15 protein-coding genes are annotated in these 17,109 nt (G+C 73.1%); 7 read left to right on the top strand and 8 right to left on the bottom strand.

Annotated features, from left to right (window positions below):
* Positions 1–98: 98 nt before the first annotated feature.
* The 5 genes from rhaS to ACZ7GX_RS44450 form a co-directional block, all read right to left on the bottom strand.
* Positions 99–1,184 (bottom strand): rhamnose ABC transporter substrate-binding protein, encoded by a 1,086-nt coding sequence (gene rhaS, locus ACZ7GX_RS44470; RefSeq protein WP_498786701.1) that lies wholly within the window; start codon positions 1,182–1,184, stop codon positions 99–101.
* 49 nt (positions 1,185–1,233) lie between these two features.
* Complete coding sequence (locus ACZ7GX_RS44465; protein ID WP_498786700.1) at positions 1,234–2,265, bottom strand: ABC transporter permease; 1,032 nt, start codon at positions 2,263–2,265, stop codon at positions 1,234–1,236.
* The gene (locus ACZ7GX_RS44460) at positions 2,255–3,304 is read right to left on the bottom strand and encodes an ABC transporter permease (RefSeq protein WP_498786699.1); all 1,050 of its coding nucleotides are present in this window, start codon (positions 3,302–3,304) and stop codon (positions 2,255–2,257) included. Before ACZ7GX_RS44460 ends, ACZ7GX_RS44465 begins: the two co-directional genes overlap by 11 nt.
* A complete protein-coding gene (locus ACZ7GX_RS44455; protein ID WP_498786698.1) occupies positions 3,301–4,815 on the bottom strand; it encodes a sugar ABC transporter ATP-binding protein in 1,515 nt (504 codons plus the stop codon). Before ACZ7GX_RS44455 ends, ACZ7GX_RS44460 begins: the two co-directional genes overlap by 4 nt.
* Positions 4,816–5,075: 260 nt before the next feature.
* Positions 5,076–6,086: a LacI family DNA-binding transcriptional regulator gene (locus ACZ7GX_RS44450; protein ID WP_498786702.1), complete on the bottom strand. Its 1,011-nt coding sequence runs from the start codon at positions 6,084–6,086 to the stop codon at positions 5,076–5,078.
* A 213-nt stretch (positions 6,087–6,299) separates the two neighbouring features.
* Here ACZ7GX_RS44450 and rhaI point away from each other — a divergent pair, with 213 nt between their 5' ends.
* The 4 genes from rhaI (at position 6,300) to ACZ7GX_RS44430 (ending at position 11,796) form a co-directional block, all read left to right on the top strand.
* A complete protein-coding gene (gene rhaI, locus ACZ7GX_RS44445) occupies positions 6,300–7,460 on the top strand; it encodes an L-rhamnose isomerase (protein WP_498786697.1) in 1,161 nt (386 codons plus the stop codon).
* A 56-nt stretch (positions 7,461–7,516) separates the two neighbouring features.
* Positions 7,517–9,556, top strand: coding sequence for a bifunctional aldolase/short-chain dehydrogenase (locus tag ACZ7GX_RS44440; protein ID WP_498786696.1), 2,040 nt, complete (start codon positions 7,517–7,519; stop codon positions 9,554–9,556).
* The gene (locus tag ACZ7GX_RS44435) at positions 9,556–11,010 is read left to right on the top strand and encodes a rhamnulokinase (RefSeq protein WP_498786695.1); all 1,455 of its coding nucleotides are present in this window, start codon (positions 9,556–9,558) and stop codon (positions 11,008–11,010) included. The genes ACZ7GX_RS44440 and ACZ7GX_RS44435 overlap by 1 nt, the downstream gene beginning before the upstream one ends.
* A gap of 117 nt (positions 11,011–11,127) precedes the next feature.
* On the top strand, positions 11,128–11,796 hold the full coding sequence (locus ACZ7GX_RS44430; protein ID WP_498786694.1) for a single stranded DNA-binding domain-containing protein: 669 nt from the start codon (positions 11,128–11,130) through the stop codon (positions 11,794–11,796).
* Between the two features lie 46 nt (positions 11,797–11,842).
* On the opposite strand, the gene ACZ7GX_RS44425 is transcribed toward ACZ7GX_RS44430, so the two are convergent.
* Together ACZ7GX_RS44425 and ACZ7GX_RS44420 are read right to left on the bottom strand one after the other, a co-directional pair.
* A complete protein-coding gene (locus ACZ7GX_RS44425) occupies positions 11,843–12,403 on the bottom strand; it encodes an EF-hand domain-containing protein (protein ID WP_498786693.1) in 561 nt (186 codons plus the stop codon).
* 125 nt (positions 12,404–12,528) lie between these two features.
* Positions 12,529–13,398, bottom strand: a complete 870-nt coding sequence (locus ACZ7GX_RS44420) for a LysR family transcriptional regulator (RefSeq protein ID WP_498786692.1) — start codon at positions 13,396–13,398, stop codon at positions 12,529–12,531.
* An 83-nt stretch (positions 13,399–13,481) separates the two neighbouring features.
* On the opposite strand from ACZ7GX_RS44420, the gene ACZ7GX_RS44415 reads away from it, so the two are divergent.
* Positions 13,482–14,207 (top strand): SDR family oxidoreductase, encoded by a 726-nt coding sequence (locus ACZ7GX_RS44415; RefSeq protein WP_498786691.1) that lies wholly within the window; start codon positions 13,482–13,484, stop codon positions 14,205–14,207.
* A 27-nt stretch (positions 14,208–14,234) separates the two neighbouring features.
* Here the strand turns inward: ACZ7GX_RS44415 and ACZ7GX_RS44410 are convergent, their stop codons facing one another.
* Positions 14,235–15,239 carry a DUF3558 family protein gene (locus ACZ7GX_RS44410; RefSeq protein ID WP_498786690.1) on the bottom strand — a complete coding sequence of 335 codons (1,005 nt, stop codon included), beginning with the start codon at positions 15,237–15,239 and terminating at the stop codon, positions 14,235–14,237.
* Between the two features lie 233 nt (positions 15,240–15,472).
* Here ACZ7GX_RS44410 and ACZ7GX_RS44405 point away from each other — a divergent pair, with 233 nt between their 5' ends.
* Positions 15,473–15,985, top strand: coding sequence for a SigE family RNA polymerase sigma factor (locus tag ACZ7GX_RS44405; RefSeq protein ID WP_498786689.1), 513 nt, complete (start codon positions 15,473–15,475; stop codon positions 15,983–15,985).
* Positions 15,986–15,987: 2 nt separating this feature from the next.
* Positions 15,988–17,001, top strand: a complete 1,014-nt coding sequence (locus tag ACZ7GX_RS44400; RefSeq protein ID WP_498786688.1) for a hypothetical protein — start codon at positions 15,988–15,990, stop codon at positions 16,999–17,001.
* The last annotated feature ends 108 nt before the right edge of the window (positions 17,002–17,109 follow it).

Here is a 17,109-nt window from a genome sequence, read left to right as displayed (position 1 = left end):
CCCCCCCCCCCCCCCCCCCCCCCCCCCCCCCCCCCCCCCCCCCCCCCCCCCCCCCCCCCCCCCCCCCCCCCCCCCCCCCCCCCCCCCCCCCCGCGGGCTCAGAAGTCGAACTGGTCGATGTTGGCCTGGTCGAACACGGTGGGCGGGCCGAGCACCACGACGCCGTCCGCGCCGATGGTGTACTCGCCGAGCTTGCCCGCCTTGAACTTCTGCCCCTCCGCGCCGGTGATCTGGCCGGACGCGAGCGCGGCGCCGGCGTAGGCGGCGAGGTAGCCGAGGTCGGCCGGGTTCCACAGGGCGAACGCCTCGACCGTGCCGTCCTTGACGAACTCGCGCATCTGGTTCGGCGTGCCGAGGCCGGTCAGCGCCACCTTGCCCTTGTACTCCGAGCCCGACAGGTAGCGCGCCGCCGCCGCGACCCCGACCGTGGTGGGCGAGACGATGCCCTTCAGGTCGGGGTAGGAGCGCAGCAGGCCCTGGGTCTCCTGGAACGACTTCTGGTCCTCGTCGTTGCCGTAGGCGACCGTGACGAGCTCGATCTTGCCGAACTCGGGCTTCTTCAGCTCCTCTCGCATCAGCTCGATCCACGCGTTCTGGTTGGTCGCGTTCGGCGTCGCCGACAGGATCGCGATCTTGCCCTCGCCGCCGATCTGCTCGGCGATCAGCTCGACCTGGTTCCGCGCGATGCCCTCGGCGGTCGCCTGGTTGACGAACACGTCCCGGCACTCGGGCTTGGTGTCGGAGTCGAAGGTGACGACCTTGGCGCCCGCCTGCCGCGCGCTGTTGAGCGCGCCGCAGATCGCGTTCGGGTCGTTGGCGGAGGTCACGATGACGTCGGTCTGCTGCTGCGACAGCGTGTTGATGTAGCTGACCTGGGACGAGGCGCTGGCCTCGGAGGGGCCGACCTCCTTGAACCGGCCCTTGAACTCCTCGGTGGCGCTCTTGCCGCCGCCGTCGGCCACGGTGAAGTACGGGTTGTTGATCTGCTTGGGCAGGAACCCCACGTCGAGCCCCTCGGCCAGCGGCGCGTCGGGGTTCGCCTGGCCGGTGGCCCGGTTGCCCGTGGGGTTGGCGTTGTCCTCGGACCCGCGGGTGGTGCCACCGCACGCGGCGCCGACCAGCACGACCGCCACGGTGGTGGCGATCAGGCCGAGGCGCAGGGTGCGCTTGGGCTGGGTGGACATGGTTCTCCCTCTCTCGGCGGTGACTTCGTTGTCGCGAGTGGTCTGCGGGTCACGGGGTGCGGCTTCGCCGTCGCCACCGGGCACGGGCCATGGTGACCACGTTCGGCACCACGACCGAGGCGATGAGCAGTCCGCCGGTGACCACGTTCAGCGTGTCCGCGGCGACGTCGGCGAGCTGGAGGGCGTTGCGGACCGCGCCGAGCAGCAGCACGCCCAGCAGGACGCCGAGCAACGTGCCGCGACCGCCGAAGATCGAGACGCCGCCGAGCAGGACGGCGGCGACCACGGCCAGCTCCAGGCCCGCGGCGTTGTCGGCCCGCGCGCTGGCGAACCGCAGCGTCCAGTACACCCCGGCCAGGCCCGCCACCGCGCCGGAGGCGACGAACAGCCAGAACTTCGCGCGGGCGACGCGGATGCCGGCGAACGTCGCCGCCTCGGCGTTGTTGCCCATCGCGTAGAGGGACCGGCCGAACGGGGTCGCGTGCAGCACCACGCCGAACACGACCGCGAGCACGATCGTGACCACCGCGGCCCACGGCACGGCGCCGTCGGCGACGGTGCTGCTCGCGGCGTCGGTCCAGCTGAACGGGAAGTCGGCCACGGCCTGGTCGCCGAGCACCACGAACGCCAGCCCCCGGTACGCGGCCAGCGTGCCGATGGTCACCGCGAGCGAGGGCAGCGCGAACCTGGTCACGAACACCGCGTTCACCGCGCCCAGCACGGCGCCGAGACCGACGACGAGCACCACCACCAGCTCCAGCGGCAGACCGGCCACCCACAACCGGCCCATCACCGCGCTGCACAGCCCGAGCGTGCTGGCCACCGAGAGGTCGATCTCGCCGGTGATGACGATCAGCGTCAGCGGCAGCGCGATCAGCGCGATCGCGATCACGTCCAGCAGGAGGAACTGGAGGTTGCGCCCGCTCGCGAACCCCTCGACCAGCACCCCGGCGACCACCGCGACCCCTGCGAGCACCACGAGCAGCGCGGTGTCCCACCGGAGCAACGCGGAGCGCAGCACGCCCGCGGTCGGTTCGGCCGGCGGCCCCGCGACGTCCACCGCCACCGTGTCACGCGCCATGCGACGACCTCCCTCGCAAGCGGTTCGCCGCCCGGACGGCCAGCAGCCGGTCCAGTCCGATCGCGGCGAGGATGAGGCCGCCGACCACGGCCTGCTGCCAGAACGGGTTGATCCGCAGCACCGCCAGGGAGCTGCCGATGGTGGTCAGCAGCAGTGCGCCGAGCGCGGCGCCGTAGACGCTGCCGCTGCCGCCGAAGATCGCCACGCCGCCGACCACGGCCGCGGCGACGACCTGGAGCTCGATGCCCGTGCCGACGGTGGCGTCGACGGTGCCGAAGCGCGCCGCGTACAGCACTCCGGCCAGGCCGGCGAGCGCCCCGCACAGGACGAAGGAGGTGAAGACCCGGCGCCCGACCGGGATGCCGGACAGCCGTGCGGCGGCGGGTTCCGAGCCGATCGCGTACAGCTCGCGCCCGCTGCGGTAGGACCGCAGGTAGAAGCCGACGAGCAGCATCACGACGACGGCGATGACGGCGAGCACGGGTACGCCGAGCACGGTCCAGGTGCCCAGGTCGAGGAACGAGCGCGGCAGGTCGGAGGCGTTGATCTGCCGGCCCTTCGCCCACGAGTGGTCGATGCCGCGGAACGCGTAGAGCGTGCCGAGCGTGATCACCAGCGCGGGCACCCGCGCCGCGGCCACCAGCACGCCGTTGACCACACCGCACACCGCGCCCAGCCCGATGCCGATCCCGACCGCGACCGCGGTCGGCGTGCCCGGCGCCGAGCTGAGCAGCTTGCCGGTCGCGAACGCGACCAGGCCGAGCACCGCGCCCACCGACAGGTCGATGTTGCGGGAGATGATCACCACGGTCTGCCCGACCGCGAGGACCACCAGGATCGCCGCGCCCAGCACCAGGTCGCGCAGGCTCTGCGGTGACAGGAACGCGGGGTTGTCCACCGCGGTCACGAGCACGAGCAGCCCGAGCGCCACGACGATGCCGAACTCCCGCGCCAGCCACAGCTTGTGGACGAACCGGGTCCTGCTGCTCCCGTCCGCCGTCGCCGGTGGCGCGGCGGGCGCCGTCGGCGGGGTGCTCACGCGGCTGCCTCCTTCCGGCCGGTGGCCGCGAACATGACCGATTCCTCCGTCGCCCCGGCCCGGTCCAGCTCGGCGGTGATCCGCCCCTCGTGCATGACGAGCACGCGGTCGGCCATCCCCAGCACCTCGGGCAGCTCGGAGGACACCATGAGCACCGCGACGCCGTCGGCCGCCAGCCGCGAGAGCAGCCGGTGGACCTCGGCCTTCGTGCCGATGTCGATGCCGCGCGTCGGCTCGTCGACGATCAGCACCCTCGGGCCGGTCGCCAGCCACTTGGCCAGCACGACCTTCTGCTGGTTGCCGCCGGACAGGGTGCCGACGGCGTCGGCCAACCGCCCGTACTTGACCTGCAACCGCGTCGTCCACTCCCGCGCCGAACGGCGTTCGCGCCCGCCGCCGAGCAAGCCGAGGCGGGCCAGCGGCTTCAGGCGGGTGAGCGTCGCGTTGCGCTCGATCGACATCTCCATCACCAGGCCCTGCTGGCGGCGGTCCTCCGGCACCAGCGCGATCCCGGCGGCCACGGCGGCGGCCGGCGTCGCGGCGGGCAGCCGCTCCCCCGCCACCCGCACCTCGCCCGCGTCGTAGCGGTCGATCCCGAACACCGCGCGCACCACCTCGCTGCGACCGGCGCCGACGAGCCCGGCGAGGGCGACGATCTCGCCCGCCCGCACCGAGAACCCGATGTCGGAGAACACGCCCTGCCTGCTCAACCCGTCGACTTCCAGCACGACGTCACCGGGCTCGACGTCCTCCTTGGGGAACAGCGTCGAGACCTCGCGACCGACCATCCGCCGCACGACCTGGTCGACGGTGAGGTCGGCCACCGGGTCCGTGGACACCCACGTGCCATCACGCAGCACGGTGAGCCGTTGGCACAGCGAGAACACCTCGTCGAAGCGGTGCGAGATGAACAGGACCGCCGCGCCCTCCTCGCACAAAGCACGCACCACCGCGAACAACCGCTCCACCTCGACACCGGACAGCGCGGCGGTCGGCTCGTCCATCACGAGCACGCGCGCGTGCAGGGACAGCGCCTTGGCGATCTCGACCAGCTGCTGGTCGGCGATCGACAGGCCGCGCGCGGGGCGGTCCGGGTCGAGGCGGACGCCGAGCCGGTCGAACAGCCGCACCGCCTCGGCCCTCATCGCCGCCCGGTCGATGCGCCCGAACCGGCCCAGCGGCTGGCGGCCCATGAAGATGTTCTCCGCGACCGAGAGATCCGGGAACAGCGTGGGCTCCTGGTAGATGACCGCGATGCCGGCCGCCCGCGCGGCGGCGGGCCCGGCCAACCGCTGCGCCACGCCGTCCAGCACGATCGCGCCCGCGTCGGGCTCGTGCACGCCGGCGAGCATCTTCACGATCGTCGACTTGCCCGCGCCGTTCTCCCCGACCAGCGCGTGCGCCTCGCCGCCGTGCAGCGGGAACGACACCTCGCGGACGGCCGCCACGGCGCCGAACGACTTGGAGACACCCCGTACCTCCAGCAGTGGAGTCGCGTGTGCCCGATCCATCCGGCGCCTCCTTCACTGAAATGTTTCAATGCGGTGCTGATGCGCGAGGCTAGGGGTAGTTCAGACCAATCGTCAACGACGGTGCGGCAACTCTTCCGGGATGAGGCATTCATCGTTGCGTCATCGTGCTCAAACCTGCGGTCCGCCGCACGGACTTTTGGTGTTACGTTTCAATAGGAAGGGCGGAATTTCGCGCGCGACTACGCGTCACCGGTATTCCGGAATCGCTCCCGAACGGCACGGCCCAAGGCACTGCCCGCTCAGGCGACGCCGTCCAGTCGGCGCATGCTGGTGGACTCGCGCACCACCAGTTCGGGCTCGAACACCCGCTGCTGGTGCACGTGCCCCTTCGGGTGCCGCGCCTCGGCCAGCAGCATTTCCGCCGCCGTGCGGCCGAGGAGCTGGCGCGGCTGGGCGACCGAGGTCAACGGCACCGCCGCCGCGGCCGCGAACTCGATGTCGTCGTAGCCGACGATCGCCAGGTCGTGCGGCACGCGCAGGCCCAGCCGGACCGCCTGCTGGAGCAGGCCGAGCGCGAGCATGTCGTTGGCGCAGAACGCGGCGGTCGGGCGCCGGGACGCGGGCAGGCCGGCCAGCCGCTCACCCGCCCGCCTGCCCTCGGCGACGTCGAGGCGCGCCGTCTCCAGCACGGTGAGCGGCTCGGCGCCGGCGCGGGCGAGCGCCTGCTCGGCGCCCGTCAGGCGGTCGGCCACCTGGCCGATCGAGCGCGGCCCGCCGACGAAGGCGATCCGGCGGTGCCCGGCGTCGAGCAGGTGGGACGCGGCCAGGTCGCCGCCGAGCACGTCGTCGACCGACACCGAGCAGCGGTCCGGCCCCGCGCCGCGGTCGACGACCACGACGGGCGTCCCCCGACGGGCCAGCGCGGCCAGGCGCGGGTCGTCCGCGTCGACCGGCGTGATGAGGATGCCCTCCACCCGCTGCTGTTCGAGCAGGTCGAGGTACCTGGCCTGGCGGGTGGGGTCCTCACCGCCGTCGCACAGGAACATCGCCAGGCCCGCGCCTTCCGCCACCTGCTGCGCACCGGCGGCCACGTCGGTGAAGAAGGGGTTGCGGGTGTCGAGCACCACGTAGGCGAGAGTGCGGCTCGTGCCACCGCGCAGTTGGCGCGCCGACTCGTTGCGCACGAAGCCCAGTTCGGCGATCGCGTCCTGCACCCGCTTGCGGGTGCTCTCGGCGACCAACTCCGGGTGGTTGAGCACGTTCGACACCGTGCCAACGGCCACGCCCGCGTGCGCGGCGACATCCTTCATGCTCGGCGCGGACACCGCCCCACCCTCCTTCGTGATCGACGCGAGTCCGGGGTGAAACGTCCGGATACCTGCGTCATCGCGAAGCCTAGCAGGGAGGCAACGGTGTGCCGGACAACCGATTCGACCCACGTCAGGGCCGTTGTGAAACGTTCCAAGGTCGGCTACCGTCGGCGCCACACCGGTTGACCCCGCTGCCGAGAGGAACGACGTGTGATGTCCCTGCAGGAGGTGCTGTCGGAACTCGACGGGTTCACCGTCGAGGTGCCGAGCTGGGCGTACGGGAACTCCGGCACCAGGTTCAAGGTGTTCACCACACCGGGCACGCCGCGCGACCCGTTCGAGAAGATCGCCGACGCCGCGCGCGTGCACGCCCTGACCGGGTTGGCGCCGCGGGTGTCCCTGCACATCCCGTGGGACCGGGTCGAGGACTTCGCCGCGCTGGCCGCCCACGCCGAGGAGCAGGGCGTGCGGATCGGCGCGATCAACTCGAACCTCTTCCAGGACGACGACTACAAGCTCGGCTCGCTGACGCACTCGGACCCGCGCGTGCGGGCCAAGGCCGTCGCGCACCACCTCGACTGCGTGAAGGTGATGGCGGAGACCGGCTCGGCCGACCTGAAGCTGTGGCTGCCCGACGGCACGAACTACGCGGGGCAGGACTCGCTGCGCGCCCGGCAGGACCGGCTGGCCGGGTCGCTGACCGAGATCTACGCCGCGCTGGGGCCCGACCAGCGGCTGCTGCTGGAGTACAAGTTCTTCGAGCCGTACTTCTACGCGATGGACGTGCCCGACTGGGGCACGGCGCTGCTGCACTGCCAGGCGCTCGGCGACCGCGCGCAGGTCGTGCTCGACACGGGTCACCACGCGCCGGGCACGAACATCGAGTTCATCGTCATGCAGCTGCTGCGGGCGGGCAGGCTCGGCGCGTTCGACTTCAACTCCCGCTTCTACGCCGACGACGACCTGATCGTGGGCTCGGCCGACCCGTTCCAGCTGTTCCGGATCATGGTCGAGATCGTCGCGGTCGGCGCGCACCGGCCCAGGTCCGGGGTGAACTTCATGCTCGACCAGTGCCACAACCTCGAGGACAAGATCGCGGGCCAGATCCGGTCGGTCCTCAACGTCGAGCAGGCGTTGGCCAAGGCGCTGCTCGTCGACGCCGAGGCGCTGGCCGCCGCCCAGGACGCCGGTGACGTAATCGGCGCGCACGACGTGCTGATGGACGCCTTCCACACCGACGTGCGCGGCGTGCTGGCCGACCGCCGCGAGGCCAAGGGCCTCCCCCGCGACCCGATGGCCGCCTACCGCGCGTCCGGCTACGCCGACGAGATCGCCGCCGCGCGCGTCGGCGGCACGCAGGCCGGCTGGCTCTGACCTCCCGACACCCCGGCACACCTCGCCACCGCTCGTCCACGAGGAGCTTCCCGCACATGACCGACAACACGACCGCCGCGGCGCTGGTCGCCCGCTCGAACCGGCTGGGCGCCGATCCGCGCAACACCAACTACGCGGGCGGCAACACCTCCGCGAAGGGCAGCGACACCGACCCGGTGACCGGTGACCGGGTCGAGTTGCTGTGGGTGAAGGGCTCGGGCGGCGACCTGGGCACCCTCACCACCGCCGGCCTGGCCGTGCTGCGGATGGACCGGCTGCGCGCGCTCGTGGACGTCTACCCCGGCGTGGACCGCGAGGACGAGATGGTCGCCGCGTTCGACTACTGCCTGCACGGCAAGGGCGGCGCGGCGCCGTCGATCGACACGGCCATGCACGGGCTGGTCGACGCGCCGCACGTGGACCACCTGCACCCCGACTCGGGCATCGCGCTGGCGACGGCGGCCGACGGGCGGGAGCTGACCGAGCGGTGCTTCGGCGACCGGGTGGCGTGGGTGGACTGGCGCCGGCCCGGTTTCCAGCTCGGCCTGGACATCGCGGCGATCAAGGCGGCGAACCCCCAGGCGATCGGGTGCGTGCTGGGCGGGCACGGGATCACCGCGTGGGGCGACACGTCCGAGGAGTGCGAGGCGCACTCGGCGGAGATCATCCGGACCGCGGAGGAGTTCCTGGCGCGGCACGGGTCCGCCGAGCCGTTCGGCGCGGTGGTGCCGGGCAACGAGCCGCTGCCCGAGGCCGAGCGGCGGGCCAGGGCGGCGGCGCTCTTCCCGGTCGTCCGCGGCCTGGCGTCGACCGACCTGCCGCAGGTGGGGCACTTCACCGACACCGACGTGGTGCTGGACTTCCTGTCCCGGGCGAAGCTCGCGCCGCTGGCCGAGCTGGGCACGTCGTGCCCGGACCACTTCCTGCGCACCAAGGTCAAGCCGCTGGTGGTCGACCTGCCGGGCACGGCGGGCGTGGACGAGGTCGTCGCGCGGCTCAAGGAGCTGCACGCCGCGTACCGGGAGGACTACCGCGCCTACTACGAGCGGCACGCGACCCCGGACTCGCCGGCGATGCGCGGTGCGGACCCGGCGATCGTGCTGGTGCCCGGCGTCGGCATGTTCTCGTTCGGCCGCACGAAGCAGACCGCGCGCGTGGCGGGCGAGTTCTACGTCAACGCGATCAACGTGATGCGCGGCGCCGAGTCGGTGTCGACCTACCGGCCGATCCCGGAGTCGGAGAAGTTCCGCATCGAGTACTGGGCGCTGGAAGAGGCCAAGCTGGCCCGGATGCCCAAGCCGAAGCCGCTGGCCACGCGGGTGGCGCTGGTGACCGGCGCGGGCTCGGGCATCGGCAAGGCCATCGCCGAGCGGTTGGCCGCCGAGGGCGCGTGCGTGGTCGTCTCCGACCTCGACGCGGAGCGCGCGGCGGCGGTCGCGGACGGCATCGGCGACCGGGACGTGGCGATCGGCGTGGCCGCGGACGTGTCGGACGAAGCGGCCGTGGAGCGGGCGTTCGCCGAGGCGGTGCTCGCGTTCGGCGGTGTCGACCTGGTCGTGAACAACGCCGGTCTGTCGATCTCCAAGCCGCTGCTGGAGACGACCGTGCGCGACTGGGACCTCCAGCACGACGTGATGGCGCGGGGGTCGTTCCTGGTGTCGCGGGCCGCCGCGAAGGTGATGGTCGAGCAGGGCATGGGCGGCGACATCGTCTACATCTCCAGCAAGAACGGCGTGTTCGCCGGGCCCAACAACGTCGCCTACGGCGCGACCAAGGCCGACCAGGCGCACCAGGTGCGGCTGCTGGCGGCCGAGCTGGGGCCGCACGGGATCCGGGTCAACGGCGTCAACCCCGACGGCGTGGTGCGCGGTTCGGGCATCTTCGCCGGCGGCTGGGGCGCGCAGCGGGCCGCCGTGTACGGGGTCAAGGAGGAGGAGTTGGGCGCCTACTACGCCAAGCGCACGCTGCTGGGCCGCGAGGTGCTGCCCGAGCACGTCGCCGCCGCCGTCTTCGCGCTCGCCGGCGGCGACCTGTCGCAGACCACCGGCCTGCACGTGCCGGTCGACTCCGGCGTCGCCGCCGCGTTCCTGCGCTGATGGGCGGGGGTGCGGTCCGGGTAGCGGCGGTCGACCTCGGCGCGTCGAGCGGACGCGTGATGGCCTTCGACATCGCTCCCGGTCGGGCGAGCTTCGTGGAGAGCCACCGGTTCCCGAACGGGCCGGTGCGGCTCGGCGGCACGCTGCACTGGGACGTGCTGGGCCTGTACCGGGGCGTGCTCGACGGCCTGCGGGCGGCCGGGCCGCCGCTGGACGCGGTCGGCATCGACTCGTGGGCGGTCGACTACGGCCTGCTGGACGCCACCGGCGCGTTGCTCGGCAACCCGGTGCACTACCGCGACGGGCGCACCGACGGGGTGCCCGAGGCCGTGCACGCCCGGGTGCCGGCGGCCGAGCTGTACCGGGTCACGGGGTTGCAGGTGCTGCCGTTCAACACGGTCTACCAGTTGGCGGCGGCCCGCGGCACGCCGCAACTGGGCGCGGCGGAGCGGTTGCTGCTCATCCCCGACCTGCTCGGGCACTGGCTCACCGGCGCCCGCGTCACGGAGGTCACCAACGCCTCCACCACCGGCCTGCTCGACGCGCGGACGCGCACGTGGTCGGCGGAGCTGGCGGCGCGCCTGGACATCGCGGACGGGCTGTTCACGCCGCTGGTGGAGCCGGGCGCCGAGGTGGGCGCGCTGCACGACCACGTCCTGGCGGAGACCGGCCTGACCGGGCCGGTCCCGGTGGTGGCCGTCGGGTCGCACGACACCGCGTCGGCGGTCGTCGGCGTGCCGGCCGCGACGCCGAACTTCGCCTACGTGGCCACCGGGACGTGGTCGCTGGTCGGGGTGGAGCTGGACGCCCCGGTGCTCACCGAGGCCAGTCGTGCGGCGAACTTCTCCAACGAGCTGGGCGTGGACGGCACGGTCCGCTACCTGCGCAACGTGATGGGCCTGTGGTTGTTGCAGGAGTGCCTGCGCGAGTGGGGTGATCCGGAGCTGGCGGGGCTGCTCGACGCGGCGCGGGACCAGCCGGGGCCGGCCGCCGTGGTCGACGCGGGCGACCCGGCGTTCATCCCGCCGGGGAACATGCCCGCCCGCATCCGGGAAGCCTGCGCGCGGACGGGGCAGACCCCGCCCTCGACACCCGCGGCGATCGTCCGGTGCGTGGTGGACAGCCTGGCGCTGGCCCACCGCCGGGCGGTCCGCCAGGCCGCCGAGCTGTCGGGGCGGCAGGTCGACGTGGTGCACGTCGTGGGTGGCGGCGCGCGCAACCGGCTGCTCTGCCAACTCACCGCGGACGCCTGCGGCCTGCCGGTCGTGGCGGGACCGGTCGAGGCCGCCGCGTACGGCAACGCGTTGGTCCAGGCCCGTGCATTGGGCGTCGTCACCGGTGGTCTGGCGGCCCTGCGGGACGTGGTGCGGTCCTCGGCCGAGGTGGTCCGGTACGAGCCGAGCGGCGACTCCGGGGCGTGGCGGGCCGCGGAGGAGCGCCTGGCCGGGCCCTGACCCCCGGGTCGGGGACCCGTAGCCGATCGGCCCTTCCGCCGGCGGCCGGCGCCCGCGACCGCGATGGTGGCGGGCAGCCGGTCCACCTCGGCCCGGCTCGGTCGGAAGGGGTTCGGCATGCGTGCGTTGCCGCGCGGTATCTGCTCGGTGTTGGTCCTGGTGCTCGTCTCGCTGGGTCTGGCGGCGCCCGCCGAGGCCTCGGAGCACGTGGTGCCCATCCGCCACGCGCGGAGCCTGCCGCTCGGGACGGTGGTCACCGTCGGCGGCACGGCCACGACGCCCTCGGGCGCGTTCGAGTCGAGCTTCTTCGACCGGGGCTTCGCGATCCAGGACCGCGGCGCCGGGATCTACGTGAGCGTCCCGGTCGACTTGGGCGTCACCCCTCGCGACCGGGTCCGGGTGACCGGCACGCTGCGTGACAGCTACGGGTTGCTCGTCCTCGTCCCCGCCGACCCGGCCGCGGTCCGCGTGCACGGCAAGGGCCCGTCGATCCGTCCCGTGCCGCTCGCCACGGGCGCGGTCGGCGAGGCCACCGAAGGGTTGCTGGTGCGCGTGGCCGCCACGGTCACCCGGGCGCCGGAGTCGGACCTGCCGTACGGGCACAAGTTCCACGTCGACGACGGTTCCGGCGAGCTGACGATCTTCGTCAACACGCCGACCGGCATCGACCTCACCGGTCTGGTCGTGGGCCGGGCGGTCCGCGTGACGGGGTTCAGCAGCCAGTTCGACACGCACTACAAGATCGACCCGCGATCCCAGGACGACATCGCGGTGCGTCGGCAGTGACCGGTCCGGGTCGTGCCGAGGTCGGACCGGTCCGCCGGCGAGCGGATCACGCCACGGGAGGGCCCATCCACCAGTTGCCCGGCGCGTCCGGGTCGGTGCTGTACCAGAACTCGACGCACGCGCGGGTGAACTCCTCGGCGGTGAGGTAGCCGTCGGCGTCCGAGTCGAGGTGCTCGAACGCCTCGGCGGCTTCGGCCTCGCTCAGGCCGGGGAAGTGCCCGCGCTGGAACACGAGGTACTCGGCGGGGCTCACCCGGCCGTCGACGTCGGTGTCGGCGATGCCCAGGAACGCCTCGGCCAGCGCGCCGACGGTGGCCCGTGCCGCGTCCGGGTCGTCGGAGAGGGAGCCGGTGGAGGCGAGGAACTGCTCGCGCGAGATGGCCGTGCCGCCGCCCGGGACGTGCGGCAGGTGCAGGTCGTGCCAGATCCGCAGGTAGGCGTCGACGATCCGCTGCTCCTCCGGCGAGTCGGGCGCGTGCCCGAGCGCCTCCGCGGCCCTCCTGCCCATGAGGACGTGGTCCTGCTCGGTGAGCAGCCCGTCCCCGTCGACGTCCAGGTGGGCGAAGCCGTGGTTGATCTTTGCCTTCAGCATGTCGTTGACCGGCACGAAACCTCCGTACGGACGTGATCGGTTGACCGGGACGGCACACAGGATGGTGTGGCCGGGAAGGGCCGGGCAACGCCCTAACGGGTCTCTGGGCGACACGATCGGGTGGTCTGGCGGACGATCTCTCAGCCCGCGGGCGCGTCGTCGCGGAGCCCGGCCGCCGAGCGCACGAGCGAGGCGATCGCCGGTGAGCGGCTGCTCGCCGGCCAGGCGATCACCGTGGTGACGTCCGGCGCGTCCACCACGGGCACCGCGACGTGGTCGGGCCACTGCCAGGCGCGACTGGAGGCCGGGATGACGAGCAGCGCCTTGCCCAGCGCCACGAGCTGCGCGAGCTGCGACTGGGTGCGCACCTCCGGCCCGGGTCCGTCCGGGTAGGACCCGTCGAGCCGGGGCCAGCGGGCGATCGGCAGGTCCGGCACGTCGCGGACCTCCGCGAGCGTGAGCCGATCGCGTGACGCGAGGGGGTGCCCGGCGGGCAGGAGCGCGATCTGGCCCTCGACGTGGAGGTCCTCGGTGTCGAACCCGGCGAGGTCGTCGAACGGCCGGTGCATGAGCGCCACGTCGGCGCTCCCGTCGCGCAGCAGCCCCGCCTGCTCGCCGACCTCGCACAGCAGGACGTCGACCGGCGGCGCGCCGGGTTCGCGGGCGAGCGCGTCGAGGAGCCGTTGCAGCAGTTCGTGGGACGCCCCGGCCTTCGTCACCAGCACCAGCGGCCGGTTCGGGTCCGCGGCCCGGCGCGTCCGGCGCGCGGCGGCCGCGACGGCGTCGAGAGCCGATCGGGCCTCGTGGAGCATCACCCTGCCCGCGTCGGTGAGCACCGCGCCACGGCGGTCCCGGTCGAAAAGCCGGACGCCGAGCCGGTGCTCCAGCCGGCTGATCGCGCGCGACAGCGGCGGCTGCGCGATCCCGAGCCGGTCGGCGGCACGTCCGAAGTGCAGTTCCTCGGCGACGGCGACGAAGTACCTGAGTTCCCGGGTCTCGAGGTCGTGCACGGACGCAGCCTACCCGCCTGATACCCGGCGAGTATCAGGGCTTACCGGATCGATCTTGGACGCGGGCGGGTGGCGCGCCGAGCATGGGACGGGTGAACGACACGAAGATCGCGCTGGTCACCGGCGCGAACAAGGGAATCGGGCTCGCCATCGCACGGGGTCTCGGGGCGATCGGCTTCACGGTCGCGGTGGGCGCGCGTGACGAGACCAGGCGAGAGGAGGCCGTCGAGCGGTTGCGCGCGGCGGGCGTGGACGCGTTCGGGGTCGCCCTCGACGTCACCTCCGACGACAGCGTCGCGGCCGCGGCGGCGACCGTCGAGCGGACGGCGGGTCGGCTCGACGTGCTCGTCAACAACGCCGGCATCGCGGGCCGGTTCGACGGTGGCGCGCAGGACCCCACGACGCTCGACCTCGACGTGCTGCGCGCCGTCCTGGACACCAACGTGTTCGGGGTGGTCCGGGTGACGAACGCGATGCTCCCGCTGCTGTGCCGCGCGGACTCGCCGCGCATCGTCAACATGTCCAGCAACATGGGCTCGCTCACGTTGCGGACCGGCCCGGTGATGGCCGCGTACGCGCCGTCCAAGTCGATGCTCAACAGCGTCACGGCCCAGTACGCCCGCCGGCTCGCCGACACGAAGGTCATCGTGAACGCCGCCTGCCCCGGCTACGTCGCGACCGACTTCACCGGCTTCGCCGGGCCGCGGACGCCCGAGCAGGGCGCCGCGATCGCGATCCGGCTCGCCACCCTGCCCGACGACGGTCCGCGCGGCGGCTTCTTCGACGACGAGGGCGCCGTTCCCTGGTGACCGGGCCGCGGAACGCCCGGGTGGTCGTCAGTTCGGGTCGGTGATCGCGTCCACGACGGTGCGCACCAGTTCGACGTCGGCCGGGCGCGGCTCGGTGACCTTGCCGGCGTAGGACGCGACCACCATCACGACCTGGTCGCCGACGTTGACCCGGGCGTCCAGCGCGTTGGCCTCGGTGACCATCAGCCGGGCGCCGTCGCCGATGTCGGCGTGGGTGATCTTGTCCGGGGGCACGGCCGCCTTCGCGGCCCGGTCCTCGTCGGTGAACAGGCTGACTTCGAGGCTCCCGGCACCGCCGCTGAAGTGGCACGTCATGCCGCCGCCCCCGGACACCACCGACCGGGCCATCACCAGTTCGGCGCCGACGACCTCCTTGGCGGGCCCGAGGTCGACGTCCGCGCACCGACCTTCCGGCGCCCCGTCGGGGATCGTCACCTTGTCCGGCAACCGGTCGAGCGCCTGCACGAGGATCGTCGCGGCGGCCGCCCCGTCGGCCTTGGGCATGGTGGCGCTGCCGTCGGTGTAGGTGTAGAACAGGTGCAGCCCCCGGTTCCCCGCGAGCGTGCGGACCTCGATGTAGTGGGTCGAGGTGCCGTTCGCCTTGTAGGCGACGGCTTCGGCGCGGTCGCCCAGCCTGGGGATCGTCTGCACGTTGCGGAAGTTCTTGGCGAACGGCGCGAAGAACCGCTCGGCGTCCGTGTCGGCCACCGTGCTGATCTTCAGGCCGAGCATGCCCGGGACGTCCTCCGGGAAGTACGTGCACCCGGCGCGACGGCTGCCGTCGGGCTGCGTGACCGCGGAACGGCCGGTGACGTGCATGGCGTTCACGCCGATCGCCTTGGCGACCTCGGCCGGTGTGACGAGACCGCACTCGTCGAACCCGGTCTTCCGGTCCTTCCCGGCGGCGTCCGTCGGCTCCGCGCCGGATCGCGACTCGGGAACCGCCGCACCCGTGATCGCTTGACCGCAGCCCGCCGCGACGGCCAGCGCCGCGACCCCCAGCGCGGCGCGCAGGCGAATCCCCGCCTTCATCCCCACCCCTCGTTCGACTGTGACGATCGCGGCGCCCCGTCCGCTGCCCCTCGACAGCGGGTGCGCGCGTCGCCACCGTTGCCGATCAGGCTAGGCGGGACGCGAGGTCCGCGATGTCCGGTGAACGCCTGACACCGAGCCCTCGCCGACTGCCAGGCGAGGAACCCGACCGCGTCGAGAACCCGCCGGCGTCCCGAGCCCGTCGTACGGGTAAGGGGGACGGAAGGAGCACGATGCAGGCGGCGTTGGAACGGGAGTACGTGGAGTACGTGCGGGCGGGCCTCGACCGGCTCCGCCGGTCCGCGTACCGGCTGTGCGGCGACGCGCACCACGGTGACGACCTCGTCCAACAGGCGATCACGAAGCTCTACGTCAACTGGCGGCGCGCGCGTGCGGCCGACAACACCGACGCCTACGTGCAGCGGATCCTGGTCCGGGTGTACCTCGACGAGCGGCGGCTGCGCTGGGCGGGCGTGTCGTTGTTCGCCTCCGCGCCCGAGGTCGCCGTGGAGCCGGACCACCGGGTCGACGACCGGGCCACCCTGCGCGCCGCGCTCGACCGGCTGCCACGCAGGCTGTCCGTGGTGCTGGTGCTGCGGTTCCTGTTCGACATGTCGGTCGAGGACGTCGCCGGAGCGCTCGGTTGCAGCACCGGCACGGTCAAGAGCCAGACCGCGCGCGGGCTGGCGACCATGCGGCGGTTGCTCGACGAGCGCCCACTGCCCATCACCGCGAAGGAGGCCTGATCGTGGACCGACTGCTGGACCCGCTGCGCGAGGAGGACCCGTTGCCGCCGTCCGAGGTCGACGTCGACCGGGCGATCCGGGTGGGGCGCAGGCGGCTGCGGACGCGGTGGGTCGGCACAGGGGTGCTCGTGGCCGCGGTGGCGCTCCTGGTGCCCGTCCTCGGGTTGCCGGGCGGCTCGGGCTCGTCCGTCGACCCGGCCACGTCGTCGCAGCGCGCCGCGGAAACCCGGGACTTCGACCCGATGCGGCGGGTGGTCACGGTCGCCGACGTGCCGGGCATCGTCACCGATTCCTACACCACCGCACGGCGTTGGCAGCGGATCAGCGTGCGCAACGCCGGGTGGACAGGGCTCGGGTCGGTGACCGTGCACGCCCCGGGCAGGCAGGCCGCGGATCCTGAGGGCGGCGTGCTGCGGCCGGAGACCGGCACGCCGACCGAACCCGTCGACCGCCGGCCCGCCTACTGGATGAGCAGGCCGTCCGGTGACCTGCTCGCCTGGCAGTGGACCGACGACGCCTGGGCGTTCGTCAGCTACCAGGACGTGAGGACCGAGCGCGAGGTGGACCGCGAGACCGCGCGCCGCATCGCGCTGGCCGTGCGGGTCGGCGACGGCGAGCCGGTGACCGTGCCGTTCACGCTTCCACGTCCCGCGTCGTACCAGTTGGTCGGCACCACCGCGGACCTGCGACCGCCCGGCGACCCGTACGTGCGCACCGGGCTCCTCTTCGCCACCGAGGACCCCGCCGACGAGGGCCGGTTCGTCGACTGCCTCGCGGTCGCCGTCGAGAACGGTGAGAGGGTGGCCTCGCAGAACGGGGTGAACCAGACCGTGGACGGTCACCCGGCGATGGTGGACGGGCGCAAGGTCACCCTCTACGGGGTTGCCGCCGGGTTCGCGGTCGACGTCTGGGGCGGGACCGCCGACGCCGCCGCCTCGCTCGCCGTCGCCCGGAGCGTGCGGCTCGTGCCGACACCGGACGACAGGTCGACCTGGACCACACGACCGCTCGGCTGACGACGGCGCCCGGCCCTAGGGCGTGTCCGCCGGAATGTTGATCGTAGGGTTTGATCAAATTGCGTTGTGGCGCGTGGTGATCTGACGGATGCGGAGTGGGCGATCCTG

Source organism: Actinosynnema sp. NPDC037264, assembly GCF_055603705.1.
Note: the sequence above shows the minus strand (reverse complement) of the source record. Positions and strands in the feature narration are given on the sequence as shown.

Coding starts and splice junctions, on each gene's coding strand:
- rhaS (WP_498786701.1), bottom strand. CDS start 1,184: ATGTCCACCCAGCCCAAGCGCACCCTGCGCCTCGGCCTGATCGCCACC.
- ACZ7GX_RS44465 (WP_498786700.1), bottom strand. CDS start 2,265: ATGGCGCGTGACACGGTGGCGGTGGACGTCGCGGGGCCGCCGGCCGAA.
- ACZ7GX_RS44455 (WP_498786698.1), bottom strand. CDS start 4,815: ATGGATCGGGCACACGCGACTCCACTGCTGGAGGTACGGGGTGTCTCC.
- ACZ7GX_RS44450 (WP_498786702.1), bottom strand. CDS start 6,086: ATGAAGGATGTCGCCGCGCACGCGGGCGTGGCCGTTGGCACGGTGTCG.
- rhaI (WP_498786697.1), top strand. CDS start 6,300: ATGTCCCTGCAGGAGGTGCTGTCGGAACTCGACGGGTTCACCGTCGAG.
- ACZ7GX_RS44440 (WP_498786696.1), top strand. CDS start 7,517: ATGACCGACAACACGACCGCCGCGGCGCTGGTCGCCCGCTCGAACCGG.
- ACZ7GX_RS44435 (WP_498786695.1), top strand. CDS start 9,556: ATGGGCGGGGGTGCGGTCCGGGTAGCGGCGGTCGACCTCGGCGCGTCG.
- ACZ7GX_RS44430 (WP_498786694.1), top strand. CDS start 11,128: ATGCGTGCGTTGCCGCGCGGTATCTGCTCGGTGTTGGTCCTGGTGCTC.
- ACZ7GX_RS44415 (WP_498786691.1), top strand. CDS start 13,482: ATGGGACGGGTGAACGACACGAAGATCGCGCTGGTCACCGGCGCGAAC.
- ACZ7GX_RS44410 (WP_498786690.1), bottom strand. CDS start 15,239: ATGAAGGCGGGGATTCGCCTGCGCGCCGCGCTGGGGGTCGCGGCGCTG.
- ACZ7GX_RS44405 (WP_498786689.1), top strand. CDS start 15,473: ATGCAGGCGGCGTTGGAACGGGAGTACGTGGAGTACGTGCGGGCGGGC.